General features: G+C 68.7%; 23 protein-coding genes, 5 tRNA genes and 2 pseudogenes. 12 read left to right on the forward strand and 18 right to left on the reverse strand.

Annotated elements, in window-relative coordinates; all coding sequences use genetic code 11:
- Nucleotides 1-16: 16 nt before the first annotated feature.
- The 3 genes from AC07C1_RS09175 to AC07C1_RS09185 form a co-directional block, all read right to left on the reverse strand.
- Nucleotides 17-1,111: a ParB/RepB/Spo0J family partition protein gene (locus AC07C1_RS09175; protein WP_478937974.1), complete on the reverse strand. Its 1,095-nt coding sequence runs from the start codon at nucleotides 1,109-1,111 to the stop codon at nucleotides 17-19.
- A 166-nt stretch (nucleotides 1,112-1,277) separates the two neighbouring features.
- Nucleotides 1,278-1,451 (reverse strand): hypothetical protein, encoded by a 174-nt coding sequence (locus AC07C1_RS09180; protein WP_478937976.1) that lies wholly within the window; start codon nucleotides 1,449-1,451, stop codon nucleotides 1,278-1,280.
- A gap of 112 nt (nucleotides 1,452-1,563) precedes the next feature.
- Nucleotides 1,564-1,752 (reverse strand): hypothetical protein, encoded by a 189-nt coding sequence (locus AC07C1_RS09185; protein WP_478937978.1) that lies wholly within the window; start codon nucleotides 1,750-1,752, stop codon nucleotides 1,564-1,566.
- Nucleotides 1,753-2,067: 315 nt separating this feature from the next.
- On the opposite strand from AC07C1_RS09185, the gene AC07C1_RS09190 reads away from it, so the two are divergent.
- Nucleotides 2,068-2,913 carry a hypothetical protein gene (locus AC07C1_RS09190; protein ID WP_478937980.1) on the forward strand — a complete coding sequence of 282 codons (846 nt, stop codon included), beginning with the start codon at nucleotides 2,068-2,070 and terminating at the stop codon, nucleotides 2,911-2,913.
- On the opposite strand, the gene AC07C1_RS09195 is transcribed toward AC07C1_RS09190, so the two are convergent.
- Entirely contained in the window at nucleotides 2,910-3,881 is a 972-nt protein-coding gene (locus AC07C1_RS09195; RefSeq protein WP_478937981.1) for a recombinase zinc beta ribbon domain-containing protein, read from the reverse strand. The two genes, AC07C1_RS09190 and AC07C1_RS09195, sit on opposite strands and share 4 nt — an antisense overlap.
- 33 nt (nucleotides 3,882-3,914) lie before the next feature.
- Nucleotides 3,915-4,142, reverse strand: coding sequence for a DNA-binding protein (locus tag AC07C1_RS09200; protein ID WP_478937983.1), 228 nt, complete (start codon nucleotides 4,140-4,142; stop codon nucleotides 3,915-3,917).
- 147 nt (nucleotides 4,143-4,289) lie between these two features.
- On the opposite strand from AC07C1_RS09200, the gene AC07C1_RS09205 reads away from it, so the two are divergent.
- The gene (locus AC07C1_RS09205; RefSeq protein WP_478937984.1) at nucleotides 4,290-5,858 is read left to right on the forward strand and encodes a tyrosine-type recombinase/integrase; all 1,569 of its coding nucleotides are present in this window, start codon (nucleotides 4,290-4,292) and stop codon (nucleotides 5,856-5,858) included.
- A 90-nt stretch (nucleotides 5,859-5,948) separates the two neighbouring features.
- Here AC07C1_RS09205 and AC07C1_RS09210 read toward each other — a convergent pair.
- From AC07C1_RS09210 to AC07C1_RS09235, 6 genes are all read right to left on the reverse strand, one after another.
- Nucleotides 5,949-6,021: transfer RNA gene (locus AC07C1_RS09210), tRNA-Lys, on the reverse strand.
- Nucleotides 6,022-6,120: 99 nt separating this feature from the next.
- The gene (locus tag AC07C1_RS09215; protein ID WP_478937985.1) at nucleotides 6,121-7,626 is read right to left on the reverse strand and encodes an amino acid permease; all 1,506 of its coding nucleotides are present in this window, start codon (nucleotides 7,624-7,626) and stop codon (nucleotides 6,121-6,123) included.
- A gap of 265 nt (nucleotides 7,627-7,891) precedes the next feature.
- Nucleotides 7,892-8,029 carry a hypothetical protein gene (locus AC07C1_RS09220; RefSeq protein WP_478937986.1) on the reverse strand — a complete coding sequence of 46 codons (138 nt, stop codon included), beginning with the start codon at nucleotides 8,027-8,029 and terminating at the stop codon, nucleotides 7,892-7,894.
- Between the two features lie 140 nt (nucleotides 8,030-8,169).
- On the reverse strand, nucleotides 8,170-10,320 hold the full coding sequence (locus AC07C1_RS09225) for a DEAD/DEAH box helicase (protein ID WP_478937987.1): 2,151 nt from the start codon (nucleotides 10,318-10,320) through the stop codon (nucleotides 8,170-8,172).
- A gap of 245 nt (nucleotides 10,321-10,565) precedes the next feature.
- The gene (locus AC07C1_RS09230; protein ID WP_478937988.1) at nucleotides 10,566-11,075 is read right to left on the reverse strand and encodes a hypothetical protein; all 510 of its coding nucleotides are present in this window, start codon (nucleotides 11,073-11,075) and stop codon (nucleotides 10,566-10,568) included.
- An 89-nt stretch (nucleotides 11,076-11,164) separates the two neighbouring features.
- The gene (locus AC07C1_RS09235) at nucleotides 11,165-11,515 is read right to left on the reverse strand and encodes a metallopeptidase family protein (RefSeq protein ID WP_478937989.1); all 351 of its coding nucleotides are present in this window, start codon (nucleotides 11,513-11,515) and stop codon (nucleotides 11,165-11,167) included.
- Nucleotides 11,516-11,630: 115 nt separating this feature from the next.
- Here AC07C1_RS09235 and AC07C1_RS09240 point away from each other — a divergent pair, with 115 nt between their 5' ends.
- The 4 genes from AC07C1_RS09240 (at nucleotide 11,631) to AC07C1_RS09255 (ending at nucleotide 13,588) form a co-directional block, all read left to right on the forward strand.
- A complete protein-coding gene (locus tag AC07C1_RS09240) occupies nucleotides 11,631-13,226 on the forward strand; it encodes a metallophosphoesterase family protein (protein ID WP_478937990.1) in 1,596 nt (531 codons plus the stop codon).
- Nucleotides 13,227-13,306: 80 nt separating this feature from the next.
- Nucleotides 13,307-13,379: transfer RNA gene (locus tag AC07C1_RS09245), tRNA-Glu, on the forward strand.
- 36 nt (nucleotides 13,380-13,415) lie between these two features.
- A tRNA-Asp gene (locus AC07C1_RS09250) sits at nucleotides 13,416-13,490 on the forward strand.
- A 24-nt stretch (nucleotides 13,491-13,514) separates the two neighbouring features.
- Nucleotides 13,515-13,588: transfer RNA gene (locus tag AC07C1_RS09255), tRNA-Phe, on the forward strand.
- A gap of 159 nt (nucleotides 13,589-13,747) precedes the next feature.
- Here the strand turns inward: AC07C1_RS09255 and AC07C1_RS09260 are convergent.
- The 4 genes and pseudogenes from AC07C1_RS09260 to AC07C1_RS09275 form a co-directional block, all read right to left on the reverse strand.
- The gene (locus AC07C1_RS09260) at nucleotides 13,748-14,308 is read right to left on the reverse strand and encodes a VapC50 family PIN domain-containing toxin (RefSeq protein WP_478937991.1); all 561 of its coding nucleotides are present in this window, start codon (nucleotides 14,306-14,308) and stop codon (nucleotides 13,748-13,750) included.
- A 3-nt stretch (nucleotides 14,309-14,311) separates the two neighbouring features.
- Nucleotides 14,312-14,773: a helix-turn-helix domain-containing protein gene (locus tag AC07C1_RS09265; RefSeq protein ID WP_478937992.1), complete on the reverse strand. Its 462-nt coding sequence runs from the start codon at nucleotides 14,771-14,773 to the stop codon at nucleotides 14,312-14,314.
- A 404-nt stretch (nucleotides 14,774-15,177) separates the two neighbouring features.
- Nucleotides 15,178-15,450: a tyrosine-type recombinase/integrase gene (locus AC07C1_RS09270; RefSeq protein ID WP_478938405.1), complete on the reverse strand. Its 273-nt coding sequence runs from the start codon at nucleotides 15,448-15,450 to the stop codon at nucleotides 15,178-15,180.
- Between the two features lie 41 nt (nucleotides 15,451-15,491).
- Nucleotides 15,492-16,101 (reverse strand): annotated as a pseudogene (locus AC07C1_RS09275) (DUF3631 domain-containing protein); the annotation flags it as partial.
- A gap of 288 nt (nucleotides 16,102-16,389) precedes the next feature.
- On the opposite strand from AC07C1_RS09275, the gene AC07C1_RS09280 reads away from it, so the two are divergent.
- The gene (locus AC07C1_RS09280; RefSeq protein ID WP_478937993.1) at nucleotides 16,390-16,524 is read left to right on the forward strand and encodes a hypothetical protein; all 135 of its coding nucleotides are present in this window, start codon (nucleotides 16,390-16,392) and stop codon (nucleotides 16,522-16,524) included.
- Between the two features lie 566 nt (nucleotides 16,525-17,090).
- Complete coding sequence (locus tag AC07C1_RS09285; RefSeq protein WP_478937994.1) at nucleotides 17,091-17,405, forward strand: hypothetical protein; 315 nt, start codon at nucleotides 17,091-17,093, stop codon at nucleotides 17,403-17,405.
- Between the two features lie 15 nt (nucleotides 17,406-17,420).
- Here the strand turns inward: AC07C1_RS09285 and AC07C1_RS09290 are convergent.
- Nucleotides 17,421-18,459: pseudogene (locus AC07C1_RS09290) on the reverse strand (ABC-2 transporter permease).
- Nucleotides 18,460-18,604: 145 nt separating this feature from the next.
- Between AC07C1_RS09290 and hrpA the strand changes: the two are divergent.
- The 3 genes from hrpA (at nucleotide 18,605) to AC07C1_RS09305 (ending at nucleotide 23,058) form a co-directional block, all read left to right on the forward strand.
- On the forward strand, nucleotides 18,605-22,549 hold the full coding sequence (gene hrpA / locus AC07C1_RS09295; RefSeq protein WP_478937995.1) for an ATP-dependent RNA helicase HrpA: 3,945 nt from the start codon (nucleotides 18,605-18,607) through the stop codon (nucleotides 22,547-22,549).
- A 97-nt stretch (nucleotides 22,550-22,646) separates the two neighbouring features.
- Nucleotides 22,647-22,721 (forward strand) — tRNA-Asp (locus AC07C1_RS09300).
- 145 nt (nucleotides 22,722-22,866) lie between these two features.
- Entirely contained in the window at nucleotides 22,867-23,058 is a 192-nt protein-coding gene (locus AC07C1_RS09305) for a DUF6274 family protein (protein WP_478937996.1), read from the forward strand.
- 459 nt (nucleotides 23,059-23,517) lie between these two features.
- Here the strand turns inward: AC07C1_RS09305 and bldC are convergent, their stop codons facing one another.
- Nucleotides 23,518-23,724 (reverse strand): developmental transcriptional regulator BldC, encoded by a 207-nt coding sequence (gene bldC, locus AC07C1_RS09310; protein ID WP_003949541.1) that lies wholly within the window; start codon nucleotides 23,722-23,724, stop codon nucleotides 23,518-23,520.
- A 563-nt stretch (nucleotides 23,725-24,287) separates the two neighbouring features.
- Complete coding sequence (locus AC07C1_RS09315) at nucleotides 24,288-25,130, reverse strand: DUF8083 family protein (RefSeq protein WP_478937997.1); 843 nt, start codon at nucleotides 25,128-25,130, stop codon at nucleotides 24,288-24,290.
- Between the two features lie 200 nt (nucleotides 25,131-25,330).
- Between AC07C1_RS09315 and AC07C1_RS09320 the strand changes: the two genes are divergently transcribed.
- Nucleotides 25,331-26,437 (forward strand): Leu/Phe/Val dehydrogenase, encoded by a 1,107-nt coding sequence (locus AC07C1_RS09320; protein ID WP_478937998.1) that lies wholly within the window; start codon nucleotides 25,331-25,333, stop codon nucleotides 26,435-26,437.
- Nucleotides 26,438-26,527 lie beyond the last annotated feature (90 nt).

The raw sequence follows: 26,527 nt of genomic DNA on the forward strand, positions 1-26,527 counted from the left end.
GGCGGGCCGGTTCGGGTCAGGCCGAGGCGGCGGCGCGCTTGGCCGGCGCCTTCGGCCGGGGCGTGGCGGCCTTGGCCGGGGCCTTCGGCTTGGGGGCGGCCGCCTTCGCCGGGGCCTTCGGCTTCGAGGCGGCCGTCTCGGCGGGCGCCGTCTCGGACGCGGCCTTCGCCTTGGCTGCGGCCGCCTTGGCGGCAAGACTCTCGTGCTCGGCGTCGGGGTTCAGCCGGGCGATCTCGCGGGCGTCGGCGTGGGCCTTGGCCTGCCGCATGTTGAACCGCGCCTTGGCGACGGCGTCGGCGACGCGGTCCATCTGCTCCAGCCGCTTGGTGACTTCGCCCTCCAGGGCCAGGGCGAGCTTCATCGGGTCGGCCTTGGCCAGCTCCTCCAGCAGGACCAGCGTCCGCTCGATGCGGTCGATGTTGCTGCGGGCCTGGGTGCGCTCACGCTGCCGCTCCTCGCGCTCCTCGGGGGTCATGTCCTCCACGATCATGGCGACGACCTGGTTCTGCTGCTGCTTGAGCGCGTAGGCGAAGTGAACCAGCTCGTTGTCGCCGGCGAAGGCGCCGCCCGCCCACTTCTTGAGGACGGCGGCCTGGTTGCCGGGTGTGAGCGCGGCGATCTGGACGGCGGCCTGGGTGCCGATCGCCCCGGAGTTGACGTGCTGCTGGACCTCTTCGGTCAGGTCAAGGAGCGCCAGGCGGAGCATCACGTACTGCGTGGACTTGCCGAACTCCTTGGCGACGTCCTTGGCTTCGGCGCCGTCCTGCTCGTCGAGGATCCGGCGGAACGCCTTGGCCTCCTCCATCGGGGTCATGTCGGCGCGGTTGATGTTCTCGGCCACTGACCGCTTGAATCGCTCCATCTCGGTCAGGTCGTCGTCGGTGACGATGACCTTGATCTCGGTGAGCTCGGCGAGCTGGTGTGCGCGCCAGCGGCGCTCGCCGGCGACGATCTCGTACTTGTCGCCGTCGCGGCGGACCTCGATCGGCTGCATGAGGCCGAACCGCTTGATGGAGTCGGCGAGTTCCTGCAGGGCGGTCGGCTCGAAGAACTCGCGCGGCTGGCGCTCGTTGCGGTGGATCTGGTCGATCGGGAGGGTCCTGATCGTCATGGCTCGCTCCAAGAGGCCTCGGTCGAGGCGGGCCTAGTTCCCGCCCACTTCCTCTTATTCTAGCGGCAAAGCTGATCTTGGGCCAGATTTTTCGGCCTGATTTTCCCAGGTCAGGGGCATGCGAAGGGCGGGCACCGGCAGGTGCCCGCCCTGTGCGGATGTGGGTTCAGCTTGCCTGCAGAGCCACGGGATCACCAGTCGGCTGCTCCTGCGTTTCCCCGTCGATCACCACGGCCAGCGCGCGCAGAGCCTCTTCAGCCTCGCCGACGCTCAGAGGGCGCCGGCCGGACTGCTCGGCTTCTCTAGCACGTTTCCGTATCCGGGCCGGATCGATCGCCACTGCACTATTCCTCCCGTACGGCGGGACCCCCCGCCTTCGATCTCAGCCACATCCACCAACCCCGCGAATCCCCCTCATGTGCGGACGGTCCCCACCGTCCGCACATGAGCAACTACCAGGTGGTGTCGAGTGGCTTGATCTGGGCACCCCCGTCGGCAACACTGCCGTCCTCGGCGACTACCCAAGTGGTGTCCTCTGCCGTGACCTGTTGCGGTGCCGCATGATGCACCTCCACGCCGACGACGGCCAGACCTGCGAGGGCGGTGATCGTGAGTGCGCAAAGCGCGCGTTTGATGAGCATGGCTCCCCTGATGTTTCAAAGCGTGATCGGAGCGGGCAGCACGGGGTAGCGGCGTCGTTCGAACGGATGAGCCGATAAGTTCGCGCCATGCATCCGACGAACCACACCTTGTTATGGAGCATGAGGCATATGCAAGGGACATCTACACCGTAGTTTCACCAGACCTACAACTCAGGGGAGGGGAAAGTGCCGCAAGTTCCGGACCTGCCGGATCTGTCCGATGACATGGTCGTTGTGTACCAGCGCATACTAGATGGGGAGTCAGTAGCGCCCGGAACTCCGGGCCTGGCAGAACTGCTCTCCACGGGTCTGGTGGTGAGTAACCCTCACGCGGGCAGTGACACCTACAGCCCGATAGAGCCGAAATATTCCGCGCTGGTGATGTACGAGCAGATACACGCCCACCTGAAGGCGTTGACCGCGTACGTAGGAACGATGCCGGGGTTCCTGGCCATCCTCCGCGACCAGTTCCAGTCCTCCCGGCTGCCGAGCGAAGCGATCTTGCACCTCAAGGGCCGTGATCTGATCAACGACCACATCGCCCGCGAGCACGCCAGTGCCCGCAGCGAAATCATCTCCGCGCAGCCGGGCCACCGCACCCCCGAAGACCTGGCGTTCTCCTACGACCGCGACCTAGGCGCCCTCCAGCAGGGCCTGTCCATGCGGACGATGTACCACAGCTCAGTGCGCCGCGTCGCCACGGTCGGCGACTGGGCGAAGGCCATGACCGCTGCCGGCGCGGAGATCCGCACGCTCAACGGCCGGTTCCCCCGGAGCATCATCTTCGACCGCCGCGTGGCCTTCATCCCGGTGCACACCGACGACGATGAGCCTCCCGCCGACGAGGCCGTGATGATCCTCGCCCCGCTAGTCGTGGCACGGATCGCCCACAGCTTCGAGCTGTTCTGGGAGCGCGCCGACCCGTGGTTCAGCGGGCACCGCGGCGAGGAGGACGGCCTGTCGACCACGCCCCAGCAGCGGGCGATTTTGCGCGAGCTGTGCGTCGGCCGGACGCAGGCGCAGGCCGCGAAGAACCTCGGCATCAGCCCGGCGTGGATCAACGAACAGCTCAGCCAGCTCCGCAAGAAGGTCAGCGTGCAGAGCCTGAATGAGCTGATCTACTGGTGGGCGAAGTCACCCGACCACGAGGTGGCGGACTAAGAGGCCTGGGAGGCGGCCTCGTTGCGCCAGCGCAGCGTGACCCGGTCGTCCACATCTCGCACCCCGCGCGCCCGCGCGGGATGGACGATGACCTTGTCCACCAGGAGAACTACCAGGCTCCGCTTGGAGCGGTGCGGCGCGTGCTCCCACCAACGGGCCAGGTCCTCGACCCCACCGATCGGCACGTCCACGACCTGCTCCAGGAACCGCAGCCGGGCGCGCTCCTTCTTCAGACTGTCCCCGATGCGCCGGTCGGCAGCGTCGAAGGCGGCCCGCGACAACTGACGTCCCTCGTACGGCTCGGCCAACTCCGTCCGGGACTTCTCCAACTCGGCGATCCGCACGCGCACCTCTTTGGCCTCGGCGTCCAGGCTCGCGCGGGCCTTCTCCAGCGCCTCCTGGGCTCCAGGCCGCGCCAACTCACCAAGGACGTGCTCAGCGACGTAATCCTCGAGCAACGACGCGGTGATGCGGACCTTCCCGCACCCGCCACGACCCTCGAAGGTCGTGGGGCAGCGGTAGGACGGCGTGCGCGCGCTGGTGCGGCCGCCGGTCATCTGCTGCCCGCACGCGCCACACACCGCGAGCCCGCCGGCCAGCAGGTATTCGTGGTCGTCTTCACGGCGCTCACCGCTTCGGACACTGCCGCGCCGGCTGGGGCGGTTCTCCTGCAGCCACCGGAACTCGTCCGGGGTGATCAGGGCCTCCCGGCCGGTCTCCTGCAGCTCACCCGTCTCGGAGTCACGCTCCAGGCCGGCGATCGCCGGATTGTCGAGCAGGCGGCCGAGCGTCATGGTCGTCCAGGCGCCGCCCAGCGTGCCTCGGTGGCCCTCGGCCGTCATCCAGGCCGCAACCTGGGCTTGCGACTGGCCGGCACGCAGCCGGCTCACAGCCTCTCGAACGACCTGGCGTTCCTCGGCGCGGACACGGGTCAGCGCCTGGTTGTCGAAGCCGTACAGGCGTGGCATGCACGCTCCCAATTAGTTCCCAGCGGCCCGCGGTCATTCGCGCCGCAGAGAGCCGACCCCAAGCGCCTCCCACAAGGCGGCTGTCGGCACGCGGACCGTACCGCCCAGCGTCAGCGTCCGCACAGGAAACTGCCCAGCCTTGATCAGGTCATACGCCTTGTTGTGACCGATGCCCAAGGCACGAGCCGCAGTCACGACATTGACCGTCGCGGGCAGAGCCAGAACCTCCTGCAGGCTCATCCCGCGCTGGTCGGCGGCCAAGGTGTTGCTCGTTGTCGCCATATCAGCTGTCGCGTTCTCCCCCGCGCCAACCTGCGCACACCATACACGGGTAAAGACGGGGGTGTCCTAGGCCAGATAGGTAACAATGAGCGTCGAAACAGGTAAGCACGCGGCGGGGGTGGCCCGGTGTTTGAGGACAAGACGTACAAACGGTGCTCCTGCAGGGGTCCGCTGGTTAAGGACGGTAAGCCAGTCCTGGACAGCGACGGAAACCAGAAGATCGGCTACCTGGAGAAGTCCTGCCCCCAGCTGCGCAAGCGCGACCACGGCACCTGGTACTACAGCTTCGAGCTGCCGGCGGGGGCCGACGGCAAGCGGCGGCGGGCGAAGAAGGGCGGGTTCCGCACCCAAGAGGAAGCGGCGAGGAAGGCCAAGGAGGTCTTCGACGCCGCCGAGAAAGGCGTCAACGTCCTGTCCGGGGAAACCGTCGCCGAGTACCTGGAACGCTGGATCAAGTCCAAGCGCGCCCTCAAGCGCACCACCGTGTACGGGTACAGGAGCCACCTCGACTGCCACCTCATCCCCCACCTCGGCCACATTCAGCTGCTGAACCTGCGCGTCCACCACATTGACGAACTGTTCGAGCACATCGAACAGGAGAACGAGCGGCGCGCCAGCCACGCCGTGCAGGTGCAGCTGCTGCAGGCCGAATGCGACAAGGCACACGACGCCTGGCGCAACCGAGTCAAGGCCGACGACGAGAACCGCACCGAATGGCTCGCCGCTCGCGGGAAGCTGCGCGCGGTCTGGAACCAGCGGCGCGAAGAACTCGCCGAGGCTCGCCGCAACCAGCGGCGCATCACCTCGGCCGCCACCCAGCACCGGATCAAGGACACGCTGTCCTCCGCCCTGGAAGACGCCGTGAAGGGGCAACTCATCACCACCAACTGGGCGCAGCTGGTGTCCCTGCCCTCAGGCAAGCGCCCCAAGGCCCAGGTGTGGACCGACGAGCGGATCCGCCGCTGGCGGCGCACCGGCCACAAGCCCTCCGCGGTCATGGTGTGGACACCCACGCTCACAGGCCAGTTCCTCGACTTCACATCCGATGACCGGCTGCACCCCCTGTGGCACCTGATCACCTTCCGGGGCCTGCGCCGCGGTGAGGCGTGCGCCCTGTCCTGGGACGAGGTGGACCTCGACCACAGCGTCATCCACATCACCGAGCAGATCGTCGCCGTGGCCTACGAGCCGATGCAGGACACGCCGAAGGCCGACAGCGTCCGCGACATCACCCTCGACTCTGAGACCACCAGGCTCCTGCGGGAGTGGCGAAAGAAGCAGGACGCCGAGCGCGCCGAGTGGTCCGGCCAGAGGGCCTGGGTGGAGAGCGGGCGAGTGTTCACCCGCGAGAACGGCGAGGGCTACCACCCCCAGTACTTCTCCGACAGGTTCGAGCGGCTGTGGAAGAAGGCAGACCTGCCGCCGATCCGTCTGCATGACCTGCGGCACGGAGCGGCCACCCTGGCGCTCGCCGCCGGCGTGGGCACGAAGGTCGTCCAAGAGATGCTGGGCCACTCCTCGTACCACCTGACGATGGACACCTACACCAGCGTCCTGCCGGAACTGGACCGCATGGCGGCGGAAGCCTCGGTGTCGATCGTGCCGCGCGCCAACAAGCCGAAGAAGAACACCTCCAAGAAGCCCAGCGATGGCACCGCGAAGGGCAAGGGCGGCGAGGGGCTGGAGGCGGCGTAGCCGCACTCTGGGAACGCCACGTTCCCAGAGCGTTCCCAGAGAGCCAAAAACGGGCCTCCTCCCGACCGGGAAGAGGCCCGTTTCTGCAGGTAGGCCCTGTGGGACTCGAACCCACAACCAATGGATTAAAAGTCCACTGCTCTGCCAATTGAGCTAAGGGCCCAGGCGATGTTGCCTGTCCGAGCATAGCCGGACGAGGCCGTGTCTCCGATCGGGTATCGGGGACCGGCCGCGTCGGACCGGGGACGGAGCGGGGTGTTGGTCACCTTTTGGCCGGCTCCGGGCTGGGGGTGGGGGTTCGGTTGAGGAACCAGTGGCGAGCCGAGGCCAGCCACCAGGTCGCGGCGAAACCCAGGACGACCAGGACGGCGACCGGGGCGTAGTTGAAGGTCTTCCAGGTGACCGGGGAGACCTGGGGAAGCATGAAGAGGATCGTGATCGCGGCGACCCAGAGGACCGAGACGACACCGACCGGCCCCGACCAGCGGCCCAGATGCCATGGCCCGCGTTCGAAGGCGGCGCCCTTGCGGACCCGCAGGAAGGTCGGGATGACGTACGCGATGTAGAGGCCGATGACCGCGATCGAGGTCACCGCCGCGTACGCCGTCGAGTTGATGAGGTAGGGCAGGCCCAGGGCGAGGGCGGCCAGCGCGGCCAGCCAGACCGCCGCCACGGGGGTGCGGGTGCGCGGGCTGACGGTGTGCCAGACCCGGGAGAAGGGCAGCGCGCCGTCACGCGAAAAGGCGTAGATCATGCGGCTGTTGGCGGTGACGGAGGCCATGCCGCAGAAGAGCTGCGCGCCGATCACCACCAGGAGCAGGAGCTTGCCGGTCGTGGCGCCGAGGGCGTCCAGGAGGATCTGGGCGGGTGGGGCGCCCGTGGGGGACGCGAGTTCCCTGTCGTAGGACTGGATCGCGAAGGTGAAGCCCAGGAGGAGGACGAAGCCGGCTATCCAGGACGTCCAGATGGAGCGGACGATGCCCTGGGGGCCCGCCGTGGACGCGTCGTGGGTCTCCTCCGTCATATGGGCGGAGGCGTCGTAGCCGGTGAAGGTGTACTGGGCCATCAGCAGACCGAGCAGGACGACGTACGTGCCGCTGCCCCAGCCCGTCCCGTTGACGAAGTGCGTGAAGACGAAGGACGCCGACTGGTGGTGGTCGGGTACGAAGGTGAGCGCGCCGACGATGACCGCGACGCCGAGGACGTGCCACCACACGCTCACGCTGTTCAGGAGGGCGACGATCCGGACGCCGAAGGTGTTCAGCAGGCCGTGCAGGACCAGGATCGCCGCGAACAGCAGCACCGTGCGGCCCGGGGTCACCTCGAAGCCGAACTGGAGGTTCAGGTAGGCGCCCAGGAAGGAGGCCGCGCCGAAGTCGATGCCCGCGGTCACCGCCACCTGGCCCAGCACGTTGAACCAGCCCGTGAACCACGCCCAGGCCGCCGCCGAGCGCGGGGGCGCCAGGCGGTGGGCCCAGAAGTACAGGCCGGCCGACGTCGGGTAGGCGGAGCAGATTTCGGCCATCGACAGGCCGACGAACAGGGTCATCAGGCCCACCGCGACCCAGCCCCAGGTGATCACCGCGGGGCCGCCGGTGGTCATCCCGAAGAGGTACAGGGTGAGGCAGCCGGACAGCACCGAGATGATCGTGAAGGAGACGGCGTAGTTCGAGAACGCCGACATACGGCGGGCGAGGACCTGGGTGTAACCGAGCTGGGCCAGCCGTTCCTCGTCCGACAGCCCACTCGCTTCCGCGTCATCTGTCATGCCCCCAGCAATTCCCTCGCCGAGGGCGTGACATGCGTCACCCGAGGACTCAGTGTGGCTAGAAGACGCCCTTGTAGCCCTGCCAGCCGCTGCCGATCTTCACCCGGGCACCGAACGAACCCTTGCCGTCACCGGCATTGCGGTACAGATCGCCCGCCGTGTCCCGCTCGACCAGGTCGCTCCGGCCGTCCCCGGTGATGTCACCGACGCCGACGAAGACGTTGTACGACGCGCCCCACCTGGGTGAACACCTTCACCCGGTCCTTCAGCAGCCCGTTTGGAAGGTCAGCGCACCCGGGGAGTTGAGGGTGAGCAGGTCGGCGGCGCCGTCCGGGAGCCCGTCGGAGCCCACGTGGTCGTGGCGCGCCGGGTCGCCGTGCAGCAGCCGGACCGTGCCGCACACCTCCAGGGGACGTACTGGTGGGTCCGGCCCGTGTATACATGCGCTTCACAGGTACTTGGGGAGCTTTTGAACAACGGCCGGCCAAGCGAAAGGGCCCGTACGACCGAAGTCGTACGGGCCCTTCCTCACCTCACTGGGTGTCAGCCGTTGCGCTTCCAGCGCGGCTTGTCCTCGCGGCGGCCGAAGGAGCCGGTGCCGCGGTGGTCGTCACGCCGGCCGTTGGGGCGGTCGTGGCCGGCGGAGCGGAAGCCCGGACGGTCGTCACGGCGGTCGCGGTTGAACGGACGGTCACTGCCCCGGTGCCCGCCGCGCTCGTCCCGGCGGAAGCCGCCACGGTCGTCACGACGCTCGAAGGAACGGCCACCACGGTCGCGGTCGGCCGGACGGCGCTCGTCACGGCGCTCGAAGGAGCGGCCACCACGGTCACCACGGTCGTCACGACGCTCGAAGGAGCGGCCACCACGGTCACCGCGGTCGTCACGGCGCTCGAAACCGCGGTCGCGGTCACGGTCGACCGGACGACGGTCGTCACGGCGCTCGAAGGAGCGGCCACCACGGTCTCCACGGTCGTCACGACGCTCGAAGCCCCGCTCACCGCGGTCGCGGTCCCGGTCGAACGGGCGACGGTCGTCGCGGCGCTCGAAGGAGCGGCCACCACGGTCACCACGGTCGTCACGACGCTCGAAGCCCCGCTCGCCGCGGTCGTCCCGGCGGTCGAAGCCGCGGCGCTCCTTGCGCTCGTACGGCGCCGAGGCGGCCGGACGCTCCTCGCGCGCGGTCTCGCGCTCCGCCGGCTTCTCGGCGGCTTCGGCCACGGCCTCGGCGGCGGTCGCCTGAGCCTCGGCCACCGCGGTCTCCGGGTCCTCGCCGCGCTCACGGGCGACCCGGGCGACCAGGCGGTCCGCCTCCTCGCGCAGTTCGGCCGCGCGGCGCTGGGCGCGCTCCAGCTCCTTGGTGAGCTGGGCGACCTCGCGCTCGGCCTGCTGGGCGGCGTTGCCCGCGGACTCGGCCTGGACCTCGGTCATGGAACGGGCGCCGGTGATCTCGGCGACCTCCGGGTCGAAGGCGCCGGCGCCCTGGATGATGTGGCGGGCCGCGTCGACGCCGGCGTCCTCCATGAGGCGGAAGATCTGGCGCCGCTGGTGCGGCAGCGACAGGGAGACGACCGTGCCGGTGCGGCCCGCGCGGGCGGTACGGCCGGCGCGGTGCAGGTAGTCCTTGTGGTCACCGGCCGGGTCCACGTTCAGGACCAGGTCGATGCCGTCGACGTGGATACCGCGCGCGGCGACGTCGGTGGCGACCAGGACGTTGACGTAGCCGTCCTTGAAGTCGGCCAGCGTGCGGGTACGGGCGCCCTGGGTCATGCCGCCGTGCAGCGCGTCGGCCGTCACGCCGGAATCGCGCAGCTGCTCGGCGACGCGGTCGGCGCCCAGCTGGGTGCGGACGAAGATGATCGTGCGGCCCTTGCGGGAGGCGATCGCGGCCGTGACCGGCGCCTTGTCCTTGGGCTTCACGATGAGGATGTGGTGCGACATGGTCGTCACCGCGCCCTGGGCCGCGTCCACCTCGTGCAGGACGGGCTCGTTCAGGTAGCGGTCGACGAGGGTCTTGATCTCGTTCTCCATGGTGGCGGAGAAGAGCATGCGCTGGCCGCCGGCCGGGACCTGGTCGAGCAGCTCGGTGACCTCGGGCAGGAAGCCCAGGTCGGACATCTGGTCGGCCTCGTCGAGGACGGTGATCTGCACGTCCTCCAGGGAGCAGGCGCCGCGGTTGATGATGTCGCGCAGGCGGCCCGGGGTGGCGACGAGGACGTCGACGCCGCGCTCCAGGGCGTAGATCTGGTTGCCCATCGAGGTGCCGCCGCAGACGACCTTCATCTTCAGGCCGAGGACGTCACCGTACGGCTGGAGGGCGTCGGCGACCTGCATGGCCAGCTCGCGGGTCGGGGTGAGGATGACCGCGCGGGGCCTGTGCTTCTGGGTGCGGCCGCCGGCCAGGCTGGCCAGGGTCGGCAGACCGAAGGAGAGGGTCTTGCCGGAGCCGGTGCGGCCTCGGCCCAGGATGTCCTTGCCGGTCAGGGCGTCCGGGATGGTCGCGGCCTGGATCGGGAAGGGGGTGGTGACGCCGTTCTGTGCGAGCTTGCGCACGATGCCCTCGGGGAGGCCGAGGTCGGCAAAGGTGGTCTGGGGGGTGTCAGCGGCCTCGGGGGCCTCGATGACCTCGGTCGTCACGTCGGTGAGTTCGTTCTCGTTCTCGGACACGACGATCTGGTCAGTACTGGACACGGACATGCGAATGGGAAACCTTCCGGAGTCTCTTCGGCACGCGCCCGTCAACTCCGTGTTTCGCTCACGACCGCCTCAATGCGGTCCGCCACGGCAAAGGAGAGTACGCGCCACACGGCGCGCTCTGCGTTGGCGCCGGGCAAAGGGGATCAAACGATCTACCACCATACGCACCCACCACCTCTGAAGGCAAACGGGACCTCATAGTCGCAGCTCATGACACTTTCCGGGGACCCACCGCACCCCGGGGATCACGCCGCCACGCCCGCAGCGGGCGCCGGCTCCCGCTGGACCAGCTGCGGCCCCGTCTCCTCGTGCGCCGACGAGGACGGCTCGGCCGACGGCGGTTCCGAGGCGGGCGGCGGCGGGGTGGAGGCCGGCGGCTCGGGCGGGGCGGAGGTGGGCGGGGGCGTCGGCTGTTCCTCCGTCGGCGCCGGATCACCCGGCTTGACGGTCTTCCCCGGCTTCGCCGACGCCGTGGACGCGCTGCCCTCACCGGACGGCGTGGCCGACGCCGAGGCCGACTTCCCCGGCTTCGCCTTGCCGCGGTGCCCGTGCTTGCCGTCGGCCGCCGCACCGTCGTGCCCGACGCCGGCGCCGCCGCCCACCGGGCCACCGTCCGGTGCCTCACCGCCGCGCTGCCCCGCCGAGTGCGCGGGCCTGGCCCGGCCCGCGTCGTCCCCCACGTTCACACAGCCGGCGGCAGCGGCGACGGCCAGCACCGTGACGGCCAGACGGACGGATACGTACAAGGGGCGCACGGCGGCCACCTCCGGGGACAAGGAAAGGAGTCAACCTCCCCAACTCCCGCCGCCCGCAAGAGGACACGCGCCGCGTTCGAATCGAACGCTCAACCGTAGCCGAGGGCATGCAGCCGGGCGTCGTCGATACCGAAGTGGTGGGCGATCTCGTGCACCACGGTCACCTCGGTTTCCGCGACGACGTCCGCACGGGTCTCGCACATCCTGAGCGTCGGCCCCCGGTAGACGGTGATCCGGTCCGGCAGGACACCGGCGTACCACTCGCCCCGGTCGGTCAGCGGAGTCCCCTCGTAGAGCCCGAGCAGCTCGGGATCGTCGGCGGGCGGTTCGTCCTCGACGAACACCGCCACGTTGTCCATGAGCCGCGTCAGCTCCGGCGGGATCCGGTCGAGCGCCTCGGCGACCAGCTCCTCGAACTCCTCGCGCGTCATCTCCAGCACAGGGTCATTGTCCGGTACGAGAGGCCGGCACGGGGTCCGGTGCGCGCGGGGACGAGGCGGCGGTGCGCGCGCGTGCGGTCGCATATCCGCGCCGGGACATGGGCATACGGGACCAATGGCCCGCGTCCCCGTCGCAGCCCTGAACCGCATGCTGAACCGGAACCCGAACCGCACACGCCGCACCCGCGGAACCACACTGCCCACCCTGGAACTCACCGCGCGCCCCCGCCCGTGGCTCCGCGCCCTCGGCCTCACGGCGGTCGTCCTGGCCGGCGCCTGGCTGGGCCTGCTGGTCGTCGGCGACGTGCGGGCCCCGGTCGGCCCGATGAACACGACGATGGCGCTGCGCCCCTCCCTCACCGGCGGCACGAAGATCAACATCTCCCCGCTGGGCGCGCTGACCCTGGACAGCCATGTCGCCCCCGTCCGCCTGGACGTCAACGTCGACCAGCTGGACCCGCTCCGCTCACAGGCCCTGGTCGACCACCCCGAGCGGCTCTCCGGCCTCCAGGACGAGGTCGCCCACGACGTCGAGCACGGCACTCTCGACCTGGCCGTACGCTCGGGCGTCGCCGTGGTCTCCGGCGCCACGGCCCTCGGCCTCGCCGTCTACCGCCGCCCGCGCCGGGCCCTCGCGGCCGGCGGCCTGGCCCTCACCCTGCTGGCCGCCTCGGGCGCGACGGCGTACGCCACCTGGAACCCGAAGTCCGTCCTGGAACCGAAGTTCTCCGGGCTGCTCAGCTCGGCGCCCTCCGTGGTCGGCAACGCGCGCAGCATCGTGACCGAATTCGACGTCTACCAGCGGGAGTTGGCTCGCCTGGTGACGAACGTGACCAAGCTCTACGACGTCACGTCCACGCTCCCGGCCTACCAGCCCGACCCCTCCACCATCCGGGTCCTGCATGTGTCGGACATCCACCTCAACCCGGCGAGCTGGAAGATCGTCGCCTCGCTGGTGAAGCAGTACAAGGTGGACGTGATCGTCGACACGGGCGACACGATGGATCACGGCACGGCGGCGGAGAACGGGTTCCTGGACCCGATCGGCGATCTGGGCGTGCCGTACGTCTGGGTGCGGGGCAACCACGACTCCGGGAGCACCCAGCGCTACCTGGAGCGCATGAAGAACGTGCACGTCCTGGACGACGGCCGGGCGGAGACGGTCGGCGGCCTGCGCTTCGCGGGGACGGGCGACCCCCAGTTCACCCCCGACCGCTCGGCGGTGCCCGGCGGCAACGCCTCCGAGGAACTGGCGGGCGCTCGGCTCGCCAGCGCCCTGCACGACCAGCGGGCGGCCGGCAGGCCGGTGGACGTGGCGCTGGCCCACGAGCCGTCCGCGGCCCGGGAGACGGACGGCGAGGTCCCCCTGGTGCTGTGCGGCCACCTGCACCACGAGGGCACCGAGATGCTGAAGTACGGCACCCGGCTGCGCATGGAGGGCTCGACCGGCGGCAGCGGCCTGCGCGCGGTGGAGCGCCAGTACCCCGCCCCCATCCAGGCCTCGATCCTCTACTTCGACCGCGACAGCCGCCGTCTCCAGGCCTGGGACGCCATCGAGCTGGGCGGTCTGGGCCTGACAACGGCCGAGGTCAGCCGTCATCTGGCAGACGAGAACGGTCCCGAGCGGACCCCGGGCCCGACGCCGTCTGCCACCCGGTCCGCCGGGCGGTCCGCCACCCCGTCCCGGCCGCCGTCCCACGGCTCTCCGTAAACCGTTTTGGCGATACTCCCCGCCATCCCATATGCTTCTCACGTCCCCGACGCGCTGAGAAGCGCCCAGGCGGGCCGATAGCCCTCATCGTCTAGCGGCCTAGGACGCCGCCCTTTCAAGGCGGTAGCACGGGTTCGAATCCCGTTGGGGGCACGCAAGATCGTGTGCGACACTGTTGCACACAAGCTTGGTCCTGTGGAGCAGCTTGGAGTGCTCGCCACCCTGTCAAGGTGGAGGCCGCGGGTTCAAATCCCGTCAGGACCGCTGGTGTTTCACGTGAAACACCGTGGCTGGGTAGCTCAGTTGGTACGAGCGTCCGCCTGAAAAGCGGAAGGTCGCCGGTTCGACCCCGGCCCCAGCCACCGCAGCCCTGACCAGGGCATGAGCCCCTCTCCAACATCACTGGAGAGGGGCTCTTTCGTGCCGCTACGCCAACCGGTACGCCAACGCGCTAATCAAACGGTCTGACACGGCTGTGCCCCAGCCAACGTCTGACTGGGGCACAGCATGCTCGTAGCCGCCTAGGTCAAGACTCGCAGCGCCGCTGCCGACGCCACGAGGCCCTCCCTCTCCAACGAGGCGATCACATCTGCGACCACCGCGTTCGGGGGGGTCTTCCACGCATCGGCTATCTGCGTCAGAGCCCCGTACACCTGCTGGGGCGACAGACCCACCTGCGCCTCGATGAAGGCATCAGGATGAACAGCCTGAACGTCCCACGGAGAGAGCTTGTCCGTGGGGAAGTCCCTCAGGTTGAAAGTGACGATGACCTGCGCTTTTGCCCGGATTGCGGCTGCAAGGACATGGCGATCATCGCGGTCCGGTAGGTCGAGAACGTCGATCAGTGGCTCATGCCCCTTGATCAGCACGTCCCGAATCGAGCCAGCCATCAGCTCCCGCGTCCGATCTAGCTTGCTCGGGTCCAGGTCAGGTCGCTTCTCCTTCAGATTACGGAAGGTCTCGTCGAGGATCTGGTCCGTCCACTTCGCCTGCACCAAGCCAACCTGCGCCACGCGGATCAAGACGTCACGCAAGGTGCTTGGGTACAGAACGTTGGCGTCGTAGACGGCGATGAAAGCCATGTCCTAGCTCATTCCCATCTCCTGGCCGAGCTGGGTTAGCTCATCAGCCACCAGTCGGCGACGGTGGTCGTCGTTGCGCTGGTAAGCCAGCAGAGACGACGCAGTGATCCTGCGGTGAGTGCCAACGGTCCTGTACTCAATCTCGCCGGCATCTAGTAGGCCGATGAGGAACGGGCGGGACACATTGAGCATGTCGGCGGCTTGCTGGGTCGTGAGTTCGGCGTCGGACGGGACGATGGAGACGGCCCGACCGGCACCGAGGTGTGCGAGAAGTGTCGCGAGGAGTTCTACAACCTCACGAGGCAGGTCCAGGGGCTCACGCTCACCTCCGTCTTGAACGTTGACTCGAATCTGCGATGCGTTCTGGTGCTCAGCCAGGTACGTCCGAACCCGCTCTAGGGCGTGGTTCGCCGTTTCCTGCTTGTCATCCGGCAGCTTCACCGGACGAAGATCAATCTTGGTCATTGCGCGCCCCTAGCTGCGAGTGTCGGGCGCCAAGAGTCCGCCACCGTTGGCGCGGTGGCGGGCTGGCGACGAGAGCGGGTGCCGTAGCCATGGCGGCGGCGACGGGAGGGACCCACTTTCGTTAGGGCAGTAACAGCCCGGTCATCGTTGGCGCGATGGCCGGCTGGGGACGACAGGGCCCTGGTCGTTGGCGGCGACATCAGGCTCCTCCGTCGTGAGGTGGTGGTAGGTGGCGGATTCCTTTAGTGATGATCAGCGCTGTCTCACTAGTAGAAGTATCCGCAATAATCGCAACAATCGCAACCAACGAAGCGTGCGTTTGGCTCGAACCACACGGCTGGTCTAATGGAACGCGAGGGAGACTCCAGCGGGATGCGGCCCTCTGCATCGGCAGCACGCGCCTCCTAAGCCAGGCTGTCCCCGAGCTTCCGGAGCGCCTTGCGCTGTTCGTGCAGGGAGGCGTGTGCACAGACCTTCATGGTCACTCCGATGTCGCTGTGCCCCACGATCTGCCGGACGATGTGGGGCGGCACTCCCAGGCCAAGCAGAAGTGAGACGGCCGAGTGACGTAGATCATGGAAGCGGATCTCCAGCCCGAGTCGCTTGCGGAGCGGGTCCCAGTTCCGCCGCAGATTGTCCGGCTCCAGCGGGGTACCAATTCGGGAGGTGAAGACCAGCCCCTGTTCCTTCCAGCCGGCGGCGGCCCGCGCCTGTGCCTGTCCTCCGCGTAGTAACCCTTGGGGTGCCGGCCGGGGTGCGGATGCCGCGCGGGTAGATCGGCTTGTCGGCCGGGGTGACGTACTGGCTGAGCATGCGGGCGAGGGTGCGGGAGTTGATCGGCTTGTCGTCCAGGTCGCCCCATGGGGCGTCGTCCATGGCGAGCAGGCATTCGAGGATGGCGGCGGTGGGCATGCGCTCCTCACCGCAGAACACCTTGTCGCGCAGGGTCGGTCAGCAGCTGGACTCCGAGGGATGCTTCATCCTTGTCGTGGGCTGCGTTGACCAGTTCCAGGCAGGCGGCACGGGCCCGTCCGGGCCAGGGGCCGCCAGCCGCGTCGGTGACGGCCAGCAGGGGCCCATACGTCCGCTGGCCGGTCGGTGACGCCGTCGGGCATCTCGGGCCAGGCGCCCACGACGCGGTCGCGGACGGTGTCGCCCCACTTGGCCAGGCGGTCACGCAGGGCGTGTCCTTGCTTCTCGTGGATGCGCTGGCGATAGGGCTCGGCCTTCTCGTTGGGGGCGCGCTTGCGCATGCGCACGATGACCGAGCGGGTCAGAACGATGTCGGGCAGGGAGCCGAGTCCCGCCTTGGCGCAGTAGGAGTTGAAGGCCGTCGTGAAGCGTGGTGACCAACGAGCGACTACCGGCCACCCGGCGTAGCGCCCTTACACGCATAACTTCTCTTAAATTACGGCAGTATGATCCGGCTTTAGGTGATTTGCAGACCCCCCAAGTTGTGGCGGGCTCAGCCTCTACCGCCCTCGACCGGCCCCAACGCGCCTATGCTTGTTGCCAGTTCCTCTCCAGAGGTCCCACTGAGTCGTTCGTCTCGGTGAGAGGCGAACTCCTGGGCCATGCTCAGGACCACCTTCTGGGTCCGAAAGGAGGGGCACTAGGTGACCGAGGAGACTCCTTCCGGCAATCACTGCATGCGGTGCGAACGCCGTCTGTCACTCAAGCAGGCGCTGATCGACTGGATGCCAGTGATGGCCGTGGTCATCAAGGAAGTGGTGCGGAACCTCTGGTCTTGATCAGAGGCACAGCGAACCCGTCGGTGGGCTCAGCAAAGAGCCCGACCGCGATGGAATCGGCCGGGCTCGTGACTTGCACCCCACCGGGGCCTGACGCTGCTGCAACAGCGTTGGGCCCCTCGTTGCCTCTCAAGACTTACGGGGTCCCCTGCATCGTAAGCCATTGGCATTGCAATGCAATGCGTTGGTGCGTACGGTGCCGCGACCTGCGAGCGGCCTCAGTCAAGGCAGCGTGAAACGACTGACGCTGCCTGGTGGCAGCCCTCGGCGGGACAGAAGCGTCGGGGCGCACTCCTACTGGAAGATGCGTGAAACGACTCACGCTCGCTGCCAGCATCGATCGGAGAGAGCGAAGGGCCAGGCGTACGCCAACCCGTACGCCAACACCAGCACACAACCCCAGCTAGCCCAGGGTGCCGCTGGCCCGTACGATCAGGCGACGCCCCGTCAGGACACGGCCTGAAAAGCGGAAGGTCGCCGGTTCGACCCCGGCCCCAGCCACAGCCAGAAGGCCCCGTTCGACGAACGGGGCCTTCGTCGTATGGAGCGGCTTCAGGGGGGCAGCGGTGGAGGCTTGGGACACCGAACTGGAGAAGAAGCGAGCGCGGTACGGCCTGCTCGCGGTCGTCATCAGCAATCTCGCCATCGCCGGAGTCGCGATCTTCGGGGTATGGCGACTCGACGGTGACAAGGCCGTGATCGTCGGTGTGCTCACCGCCGCCTTCACCGCGGTCAGCGGCATGACCACCGCCTACCTCGGCATCAAGGCCGTCTCCAACACCGCGAAGTCGATCGCCTTGGGCGACGGCTTCGCCCGGCAGCGCACCGCGTCCCCCACAGCGCCCGCTGCCGCGGCGCCGCCCGCCCAGCGCAGCTCATAGGGCCTCTCGTTTGGATCATGCCGGGCGGCCGCCCGCGTGCCGGTGCCGCCAGATCAGGAAGCGCGCAGGAGACGATCGCCCAGCCCGCCAGCACCAGGAACGGAAAGGCGTGCTGGTGGCCCCGGAAGTACACCGCGGTGTGCTGGGCGTTGACCGAGGCGCCGGGCGGCAGCCAGCGGCCGATCGTGCCGAGCGGGGACGGCAGCAGTGGCCAGGAGACGGCACCGCCGGACGAGGGGTTGCCCAGCAGCACCATCAGGCCCCACGTCGGCAGCATGGCCCAGCGTCCGACGAGGGTGTTGAACATCGTGAACACCATGCCGGAGGTGAACATCGTCAGGGCGAGGATCAGCCAGGACTCCACGAACGGCAGCGTGAGCGCCCCCAGCAGCCAGTCCACCACCGCGGCGATCACGAACCCGCCGAGCAGGGCGTAGGCGGCGGTGAAGGCGATGCGTTCCAGGGGGTTCAGCGCCCGCGCGTGAACGCTGAGCTGGATGGCTCCGACGAAGCCGATGATCACGGCCGCGAGTGAGATGTAGAAGATGGCCAGGCCTCGCGGGTCGCCCTTCTGCAGCGGCTTGAGGTCGTGGACCACCACGGGTGTGCCCGTGGCCTTGCTCACCTTCACCGCCGCCTCGCCGAGCACCTGGGCGACCGTCGCCCCGGACGCCCCGGACACGTCCAGGGTGATCACCCGGCCGTCGGCAGGCGCCTCGAACACCGCGAACTCCCTCTGTTCGTCCACCGCGCGCACCGCCGCCCGACGGCTGCCGTACGGGTGCAGCTTGAGTGAGGCGTCCAGGGCCTGCTCCATCCCCCCGATGAAGCGCCGCGCGGTCGGCTCGTCGTAGGCGCCGGTCACGGCGGTGGGAATGCTGTGCGGGGTCGGGTTGGCCATGGCGTACGTGTAGGAACCGGCGAAGAGACCGGCAGCGGCGGCGAGGATCAGCAGCAGGACCGTCGCGGGGAAGAAGGGGGAGTCCCGGAACGCCGCGAAGCGCTCCGCCCGGGTCGGGGGCCGGCCGTGTTCTCCGTGCGGCAAATCGGACATAGGGTGCACGTTAGGTCATTCAACGTGTACCCCTCTCGCTGAGCGACGCGGCGGAGCCGCACATCGGCACGGCTGCGCGCCCCTTCGGGTCGGCCGGTCAAATCGTTCGCGTGTTTTTCGAAGGGGGTGAGATCCTGGACCGCGTATGTCTACGCATCCCGCCCCCGCCCTCGGCACCCTCGCCCCCCGACTGACCGAGCTGTCGCTGCGCGACGCGCATCGGCTCGGCCGGCGGCTCGAGGGCGCGCGCAAGATCCGTAAGCCGGAAGCCCGCGCCGCCGTCCTCGCCGAGATCGACGCCGAGGTCGCCAAGGCCGAGGCCCGCATGGCCGAGCGGCGCTCCGTCGTGCCCTCGATCACGTACCCCGAGCAGCTGCCCGTCAGCCAGAAGAAGGACGAGATCGCGGCCGCCATCCGCGATCACCAGGTCGTCATCGTCGCCGGTGAGACCGGTTCCGGAAAGACGACACAGATCCCGAAGATCTGCCTGGAGCTGGGGCGCGGCGTCCGGGGCATGATCGGCCACACCCAGCCCCGCCGTATCGCCGCCCGTACCGTCGCCGAGCGGGTCGCGGAGGAGATGAAGACCCCGCTCGGCGAGGCCGTCGGCTGGAAGGTCCGCTTCACCGACCAGGTGAACCAGGACGCGACCTTCATCAAGCTGATGACGGACGGCATCCTGCTCGCCGAGATCCAGACCGACCGCGAGCTGCGCGCCTACGACACGATCATCATCGACGAGGCCCACGAGCGGTCCCTCAACATCGACTTCCTGCTCGGTTATCTCGCCCAGCTGCTCCCGAAGCGGCCGGACCTGAAGGTCGTCATCACCTCGGCGACCATCGACCCCGAGCGCTTCTCCCGGCACTTCGGCGACGCCCCGATCGTCGAGGTCAGCGGCCGGACGTATCCGGTGGAGGTGCGCTACCGGCCCCTCCTGGAGGAGGACACCGAGGACGCCGACCGTGACCAGATCACCGCCATCACCGACGCCGTCGAGGAGCTGATGGCGGAGGGCAAGGGCGACATCCTCGTCTTCCTCTCCGGCGAGCGGGAGATCCGGGACACCGCGGACGCCCTGGAGAAGAAGAAGTACAGATTCACCGAGGTGCTCCCCCTGTACGCCCGGCTCTCGCACGCCGAGCAGCACCGGGTGTTCCAGCCGCACACCGGGCGCAGGATCGTGCTGGCGACCAACGTCGCCGAGACCTCGCTGACCGTCCCCGGCATCAAGTACGTGATCGACCCCGGCTTCGCCCGGATCAGCCGCTACAGCCACCGCACCAAGGTCCAGCGGCTGCCCATCGAACCGATCTCCCAGGCCAGCGCCAACCAGCGCAAGGGCCGCTGCGGCCGTACGTCCGACGGCATCTGCGTCCGCCTCTACAGCGAGGACGACTTCCTCGCCCGCCCGGAGTTCACGGACGCGGAGATCCTCCGGACGAACCTCGCCTCCGTCATCCTGCAGATGACCGCCGCCGGCCTCGGTGACATCGAGAAGTTCCCCTTCATCGACCCGCCGGACCACCGCAACATCCGCGACGGCGTGCAACTGCTCCAGGAACTGGGCGCGCTGGACCCCACGCAGACGGACGTCCGCAAGCGGCTCACCGACACCGGCCGGAAGCTCGCCCAGCTGCCCGTCGACCCGCGCCTGGCCCGTATGGTCCTGGAAGCCGACAAGAACGGCTGCGTCCGCGAGGTCATGGTGATCGCCGCCGCGCTGTCCATCCAGGACCCGCGCGAGCGCCCGGCGGAGAAGCAGGCCCAGGCCGACCAGCAGCACGCCCGCTTCAAGGACGAGACCAGCGACTTCCTGGCGTACCTGAACATGTGGCGGTACATCCGCGAGCAGCAGAAGGAGCGCGGCTCCAGCTCCTTCCGCCGGATGTGCAAGCAGGAGTACCTGAACTTCCTGCGCATCCGCGAGTGGCAGGACATCTACAGCCAGTTGCGCACGGTCGCCAAGCAGATGGGCATCCATCTCGACGAGAACGACGCCCCCGCCGACCGCATCCACGTCTCCCTCCTCGCCGGCCTGCTCTCCCACATCGGGATGAAGGACGTGAAGGAGGGCAACAAGAACGAGTACCTGGGCGCCCGCAACGCCAAGTTCGCGATCTTCCCGGGCTCGGCGCTGTTCAGGAAGCAGCCGAAGTTCGTCATGTCGGCGGAGCTGGTGGAGACGAGCCGTCTCTGGGCCCGGGTCAACGCCAAGATCGAACCCGAGTGGGTCGAGCCGCTCGCCGGTCACCTCCTCAAGCGGACGTACAGCGAGCCGCACTGGGAGAAGGACCAGGCGGCCGTGATGGCGTACGAGAGGGTCACGCTGTACGGCGTCCCGATCGTCGCCCAGCGGAAGGTGAACTACGGCCGTATCGATCCCGAGGTCAGCCGGGAGCTGTTCATCCGCAACGCGCTGGTCGAGGGCGACTGGCGCACGCACCACAAGTTCTTCGCCGACAACCGCAGACTCCTCAGCGAGGTCGAGGAGCTGGAGCACCGGGCCCGGCGCCGGGACATCGTGGTCGACGACGACACGCTGTTCGACTTCTACGACCAGCGGGTGCCCGAACACGTCGTCTCGGGTGCGCACTTCGACTCCTGGTGGAAGCGGAAGCGGCAGGAGCAGCCGGACTTCCTGGACTTCGAGCGGGAGATGCTCATCCGGGAGTCGGCGGAGGCGGTCACCAAGGCCGACTACCCGGACACCTGGCGGCAGGGTCCGCTGAAGTTCCGCGTGACGTACCAGTTCGAGCCGGGCGCGGACGCCGACGGCGTGACCGTGCACATCCCCCTCCAGGTCCTCAACCAGGTCACGGACGAGGGCTTCGACTGGCAGATCCCGGGCCTGCGCGAGGAGGTGGTGACGGAGCTGATCCGCACCCTCCCGAAGCCGGTCCGCCGCAACTACGTGCCCGCGCCGAACTACGCGAAGGCGTTCCTGGAGAAGGCGGTGCCCCTCCAGGAACCGCTCACCGTGACGATGGCCCGCGAGCTGAAGCGCATGGTCGGCGTCCCCTTCGAGGCGGACGACTTCGACTGGGCCAAGGTCCCCGACCATCTGAAGATCACCTTCCGCATCGTTGACGAGCGGCGCCGCAAGCTGGCCGAGGACAAGGACCTCCAGGTGCTGAAACTGCGCCTGAAGCCCAAGGCGCGCGAGGCCCTCTCCCAGGCGGCGGCCGCGACCGCGTCCCGGGAGGGCGGCGAGTCGCTGGAACGCGAGGGCCTGACCGACTGGACGATCGGCACGCTCACCCGCGTCTTCGAGACCCGCCGGGCCGGCCAGCCGGTCAAGGCGTACCCGGCGCTGGTGGACGACGGTGACACGGTCTCGGTCCGACTCTTCGACACCGAACCGGAACAGGCCGAGGCCATGTGGAAGGGCACCCGTCGCCTGATCCTGCGGAACATCCCGGTGAACCCGGCGAAGTTCGCCTCGGAGAAGCTGACGAACGCCCAGAAGCTCGCCCTGTCGGCCAACCCGCACGGCTCCGTGCAGGCCCTGTTCGACGACTGCGCGATGGCCGCGGCCGACAAGCTGATCGGGGACTTCGGCGGGCCGGCCTGGGACGAGGAGTCGTACCGGAAGCTGTACGACAAGGTGCGCGCGGAGATCGTGGACACGACGGTCCGTACGGTCGGCCAGGTACAGCAGGTCCTGGCGGCCTGGCAGGCCTGTGAGCGCCGTCTGAAGGCCGTGCGCAGCCCGGTGCTGCTCGCGAACCTGACGGACGTCCGCAAGCAGCTGGACGCCCTGGTGAAGCCCGGTTTCGTGACCTGGGCCGGCATACGGCGCCTCCCCGACCTCATGCGCTACCTGGTGGCCGCCGACCGGCGGCTGCAGCAGATGCCGACGAGCGTCCAGCGGGACACCACGCGCATGGAGAAGGTCCACGAGATGCAGGACGAGTACGCCTGGCTCCTGGAACAACTCCCCCAGGGCCGGCCGGTCCCCGCCCCGGTCCTGGACATCCGCTGGATGATCGAGGAGCTGCGGGTCAGCTATTTCGCCCACGCGCTGGGCACGGCGTACCCGGTCTCCGACAAGCGGATCGTGAAGGCGATCGACGCGGCGGTCCCGTAACCATTCGTGTACGGGGGGTGAGTTCGACCAGGCGGCCCACCCTCCTGTACAGTCTCTTCTCGCAGCGCCACACAGCAAGTCGAGCGCCGCGAAACCTGGTCCTGTGGAGCAGTTTGGAGTGCTCGCCACCCTGTCAAGGTGGAGGCCGCGGGTTCAAATCCCGTCAGGACCGCAGAAAGAGAAGGGCCCCCGCATGGGGGCCCTTCTGCTGTTGCCGCCACAGCCCCGCACCGCCGATCGCGGCCTTGACGACGCCCCATTCCGTCGGTACCCAGAAGACAGGGCCCTTCCTCCTGTGCGGCCCCTGGAGGTGGCGTATGGCGGCAACGGCCAGGCACGAGACGCGGGCGCTCCTGAGGGCGCATCTTGCGGCCGCCTCGTCCTTCGGGCACCTCACCCGCCACTGTCCCGTCTGCCATCGCCTGCTGCGGCTGGCGATGGACGCCGGCACCCAGCCCCAGGACGCCGACGAGGAGACCGTCGAGGACGAAAGTTCCCCGAGCAGGTGATCCATGCCGACGCCAACCCCCGTCGGGGCACGGGACGCTGGAACACATGCCTCCTCTAGCGCACCGGAGCCACGGGCAACAAGCGCCCGAGTGTGTGACGGGAGTCACTGCATGACTTTTTGCAGGGGTGGCATTTACCCTCGTCATACAACTGGTCAATTTAATATGTGCAATTGCACCTCGTTCAGAGGTCACGCACAAAGCTTCCGACACCCCTCCCCAGACTCCGACAAGCCCGCTCACAGAGGGCCCGCACAGCCCCGGCCGGCGCACAAAAAAGATCGCGCTGGACTCGGCGGAGTCCAGCGCGATCTACGACGCACCCTGTGTCGCTGCCTACAACGTTCTCTTCGGCCTGGGCGAGGGGCCTGTTGGGGCAGGTCCCGCGTCGCTTGGAGCTAGGGTTCCGGGCGCCTCGACAGGTTGGGGGACCAGCCGTATCGCCCGATATTCAGTTGTTCAGGCCTCGCTGCGCTGCTGCGGGATGCCCGCGAGCAGAGCGCGGACCTCGGCCTCGCGGTAGCGGCGGTGCCCGCCGAGCGTACGGATGGAAGTGAGCTTGCCGGCCTTCGCCCACCGCGTGACCGTCTTGGGGTCGACGCGGAACATGGTGGCGACCTCAGCCGGGGTCAGCAGCGGCTCGGCATCAGGGGTGCGAGCGGTCATGAGCGGCCTCCTCGGGAGAACCGAACCTTCTCGGTTCTTTCCTCTAAATTCTGCACCTTGACCCGCGTTGCCCGAAATGGCGGACGCGAGTCGAGTCGGTTATAGGACGAACGGCTTGTCCTCGGCACTACAACTACACCATCTGTCCAGCCGCGTCGGCCAAACCGATGGAATTGCCCTCCCAGGTGTTCATCAGCGACGGAAGCCGATGGACCATGCCATAGCGGACAGTCACGCCAGTGTGACGATCAGTCACAGCGGCGATCAGGAGTCACCAGACCCCCCAAAGCGTGCAATGCTGAGATTCCGCCCACAACGGAGCATAGTTGGGCGGATGGAGTCCTCCCCCGGACTCCTTGTCCTATTTTGGCATGAGGAGGGGGAAGAGGCGCAAGGGCCCAGTACGTGCGGTCCGTCACGCTTCAGCCACCCCTGACGCAAAAGCCCGGATCGGGGCCAACGCCCCGTCAGCTGGTGAAGTGCCCTTGACCGTACGCTGTTCGACGCCGTCTCAGCCGTGACCCAGGTCACTATTTCGGCGTTTCTGTTGAAACGTCAGTTCGTCAGTTGGCCGAACGACGGTCCCGTGCCGCCCGCCACCGCTCCACGAGCCGCCCGTAGGCCTCTCCGGCCGCCGCTCCGTCGCCCTGGCGCAGCGCCTCGACGCCCTCGGCCACATCCGCCGCCGAGTGATCGCCCTCCAGCTCACCGGCCGGCAGCACATGCACCAGGCCGCCGTAGTCCAGCTCCACCAGCGAGCGCGGGTGGAACTCCTCCAGCCAGCGGCCGACGTCCACCAGCCCGTCGATCAGCGGGCCCTCCTCGACGGTCTCCTTCAGTGTGCGCAGCGCCCGCGCCACCCGGCGGCGGGCCTGCACCATGGGCGTGCGGTAGCGCAGCACGGGGGGCACCTCGGCGGTCCCCTTGTCGTACCGGCGCTCCTCGTCGGAGACCAGCACGAACCAGTTCAGCGGCACCTGCCAGGTCGCCGTGCGGATCCAGGGGCGGGCATCGGGGTTGCGGGCCAGCCAGCGCTCGTAGTCCTGGGCGGCCTGGCGGCGCACCACCGGCGGCAGCACCGCGTCCAGCACCGGCTCGGGCAGTTCCTCCTCGAGCGCGTCGAGGGCCTGCCAGCCGCGCAGCCGCGTCCGCCAGGGGCACACACAGGTCACGCCGTCGACCTCCAGCACGAAGGCGTCCCCGCTCTCGTGCACCGGTACCGCGATCGGCGGGATGGGCAGCAGGTCGGCGAGCGAACGGCGCAGTTCGTCCTGGTAGGAGGGGCGGTCGGGGCGGCGGGCGTAGCGCGCCCAGTGGCCGCGCTCCGGCTCCGGGAAGGCGCCCAGCGGCTCGTACACGCGCAGGTACGCCGCATAAGGGACGACCACGGAGGACACCTTGGGCACGCCTGCTCCCTCCCCATCGGATCCGCCTCGAAACCACTGCAAATCGTGCCACGATCATGCGTGCGCGGACGGCGCGCAAGAGTGATCCTGAACACTGCGCGGATGGTGGTCATGCCGAGGCTCTACGCTCATGCCACGGCACCCGCCACCCGCACGGGCGCTGAGCCCCACCCGCCGCTATTTACACAGGAGTCACCACAGTGACCGACGTAACCGGCGCACCTGCTGATGTCCTGCACACCCTGTTCCACTCGGACCAGGGCGGCCATGAGCAGGTCGTGCTCTGCCAGGACCGCGCAACCGGCCTGAAGGCCGTGATCGCCATCCACTCCACCGCCCTGGGCCCGGCCCTCGGCGGCACCCGCTTCTACCCGTACGCGAACGAGGCCGAGGCCGTCGCCGACGCCCTCAACCTCGCGCGCGGGATGTCGTACAAGAACGCCATGGCCGGGCTGGACCACGGCGGCGGCAAGGCCGTGATCATCGGCGACCCGGAGCGCGACAAGACCGAGGAACTGCTCCTCGCCTACGGGCGCATGGTCGCCTCCCTCGGCGGGCGCTACGTCACCGCGTGCGACGTCGGCACCTACGTCGCCGACATGGACGTGGTGGCCCGCGAGTGCCGCTGGACCACCGGCCGCTCCCCCGAGAACGGCGGGGCCGGCGACTCCTCCGTGCTCACCGCCTTCGGCGTCTACCAGGGCATGCGCGCCTCCGCCCAGCACCTGTGGGGCGACCCGTCGCTGCGCGGGCGCAAGGTCGGCATCGCCGGTGTCGGCAAGGTCGGCCACCACCTGGTCCGGCATCTGCGCGAGGAGGGCGCCGAGGTCGTCGTCACGGACGTGCGCGCGGACGCCGTCCAGCGGATCGTCGACCAGTACCCCGAAGGTGTCACGGCCGTCGCCGACACCGAGGCGCTGATCCGTGGCGCCCACGTCGGCGGTCTCGACATCTACGCCCCGTGCGCCCTCGGCGGCGCCCTGAACGACCACACCGTGCCGGTGCTCACCGCGCAGGTGGTGTGCGGCGCGGCCAACAACCAGCTCGCCCACCCGGGCGTGGAGAAGGACCTCGCCGACCGCGGGATCCTCTACGCGCCGGACTACGTGGTGAACGCCGGCGGGGTCATCCAGGTGGCCGACGAACTGCACGGGTTCGACTTCGACCGGTGCAAGCTGAAGGCGGCGAAGATCTTCGACACCACGCTGGCCATATTCGCACGTGCGAAGGATGACGGGATTCCGCCGGCCGCCGCGGCCGACCGGATCGCCGAACAGCGGATGGCAGACGCCCGCGCGGCACGCTGAGGAACGGCGATCGGACGTCCGATCGCACAGGTGAGCGGTACCCGCCGGCGGGAACTTCGAGAGAACTCTCACTTCCTCCGGCGGGTCGTA

Source organism: Streptomyces sp. NPDC045022 (assembly GCF_056432605.1).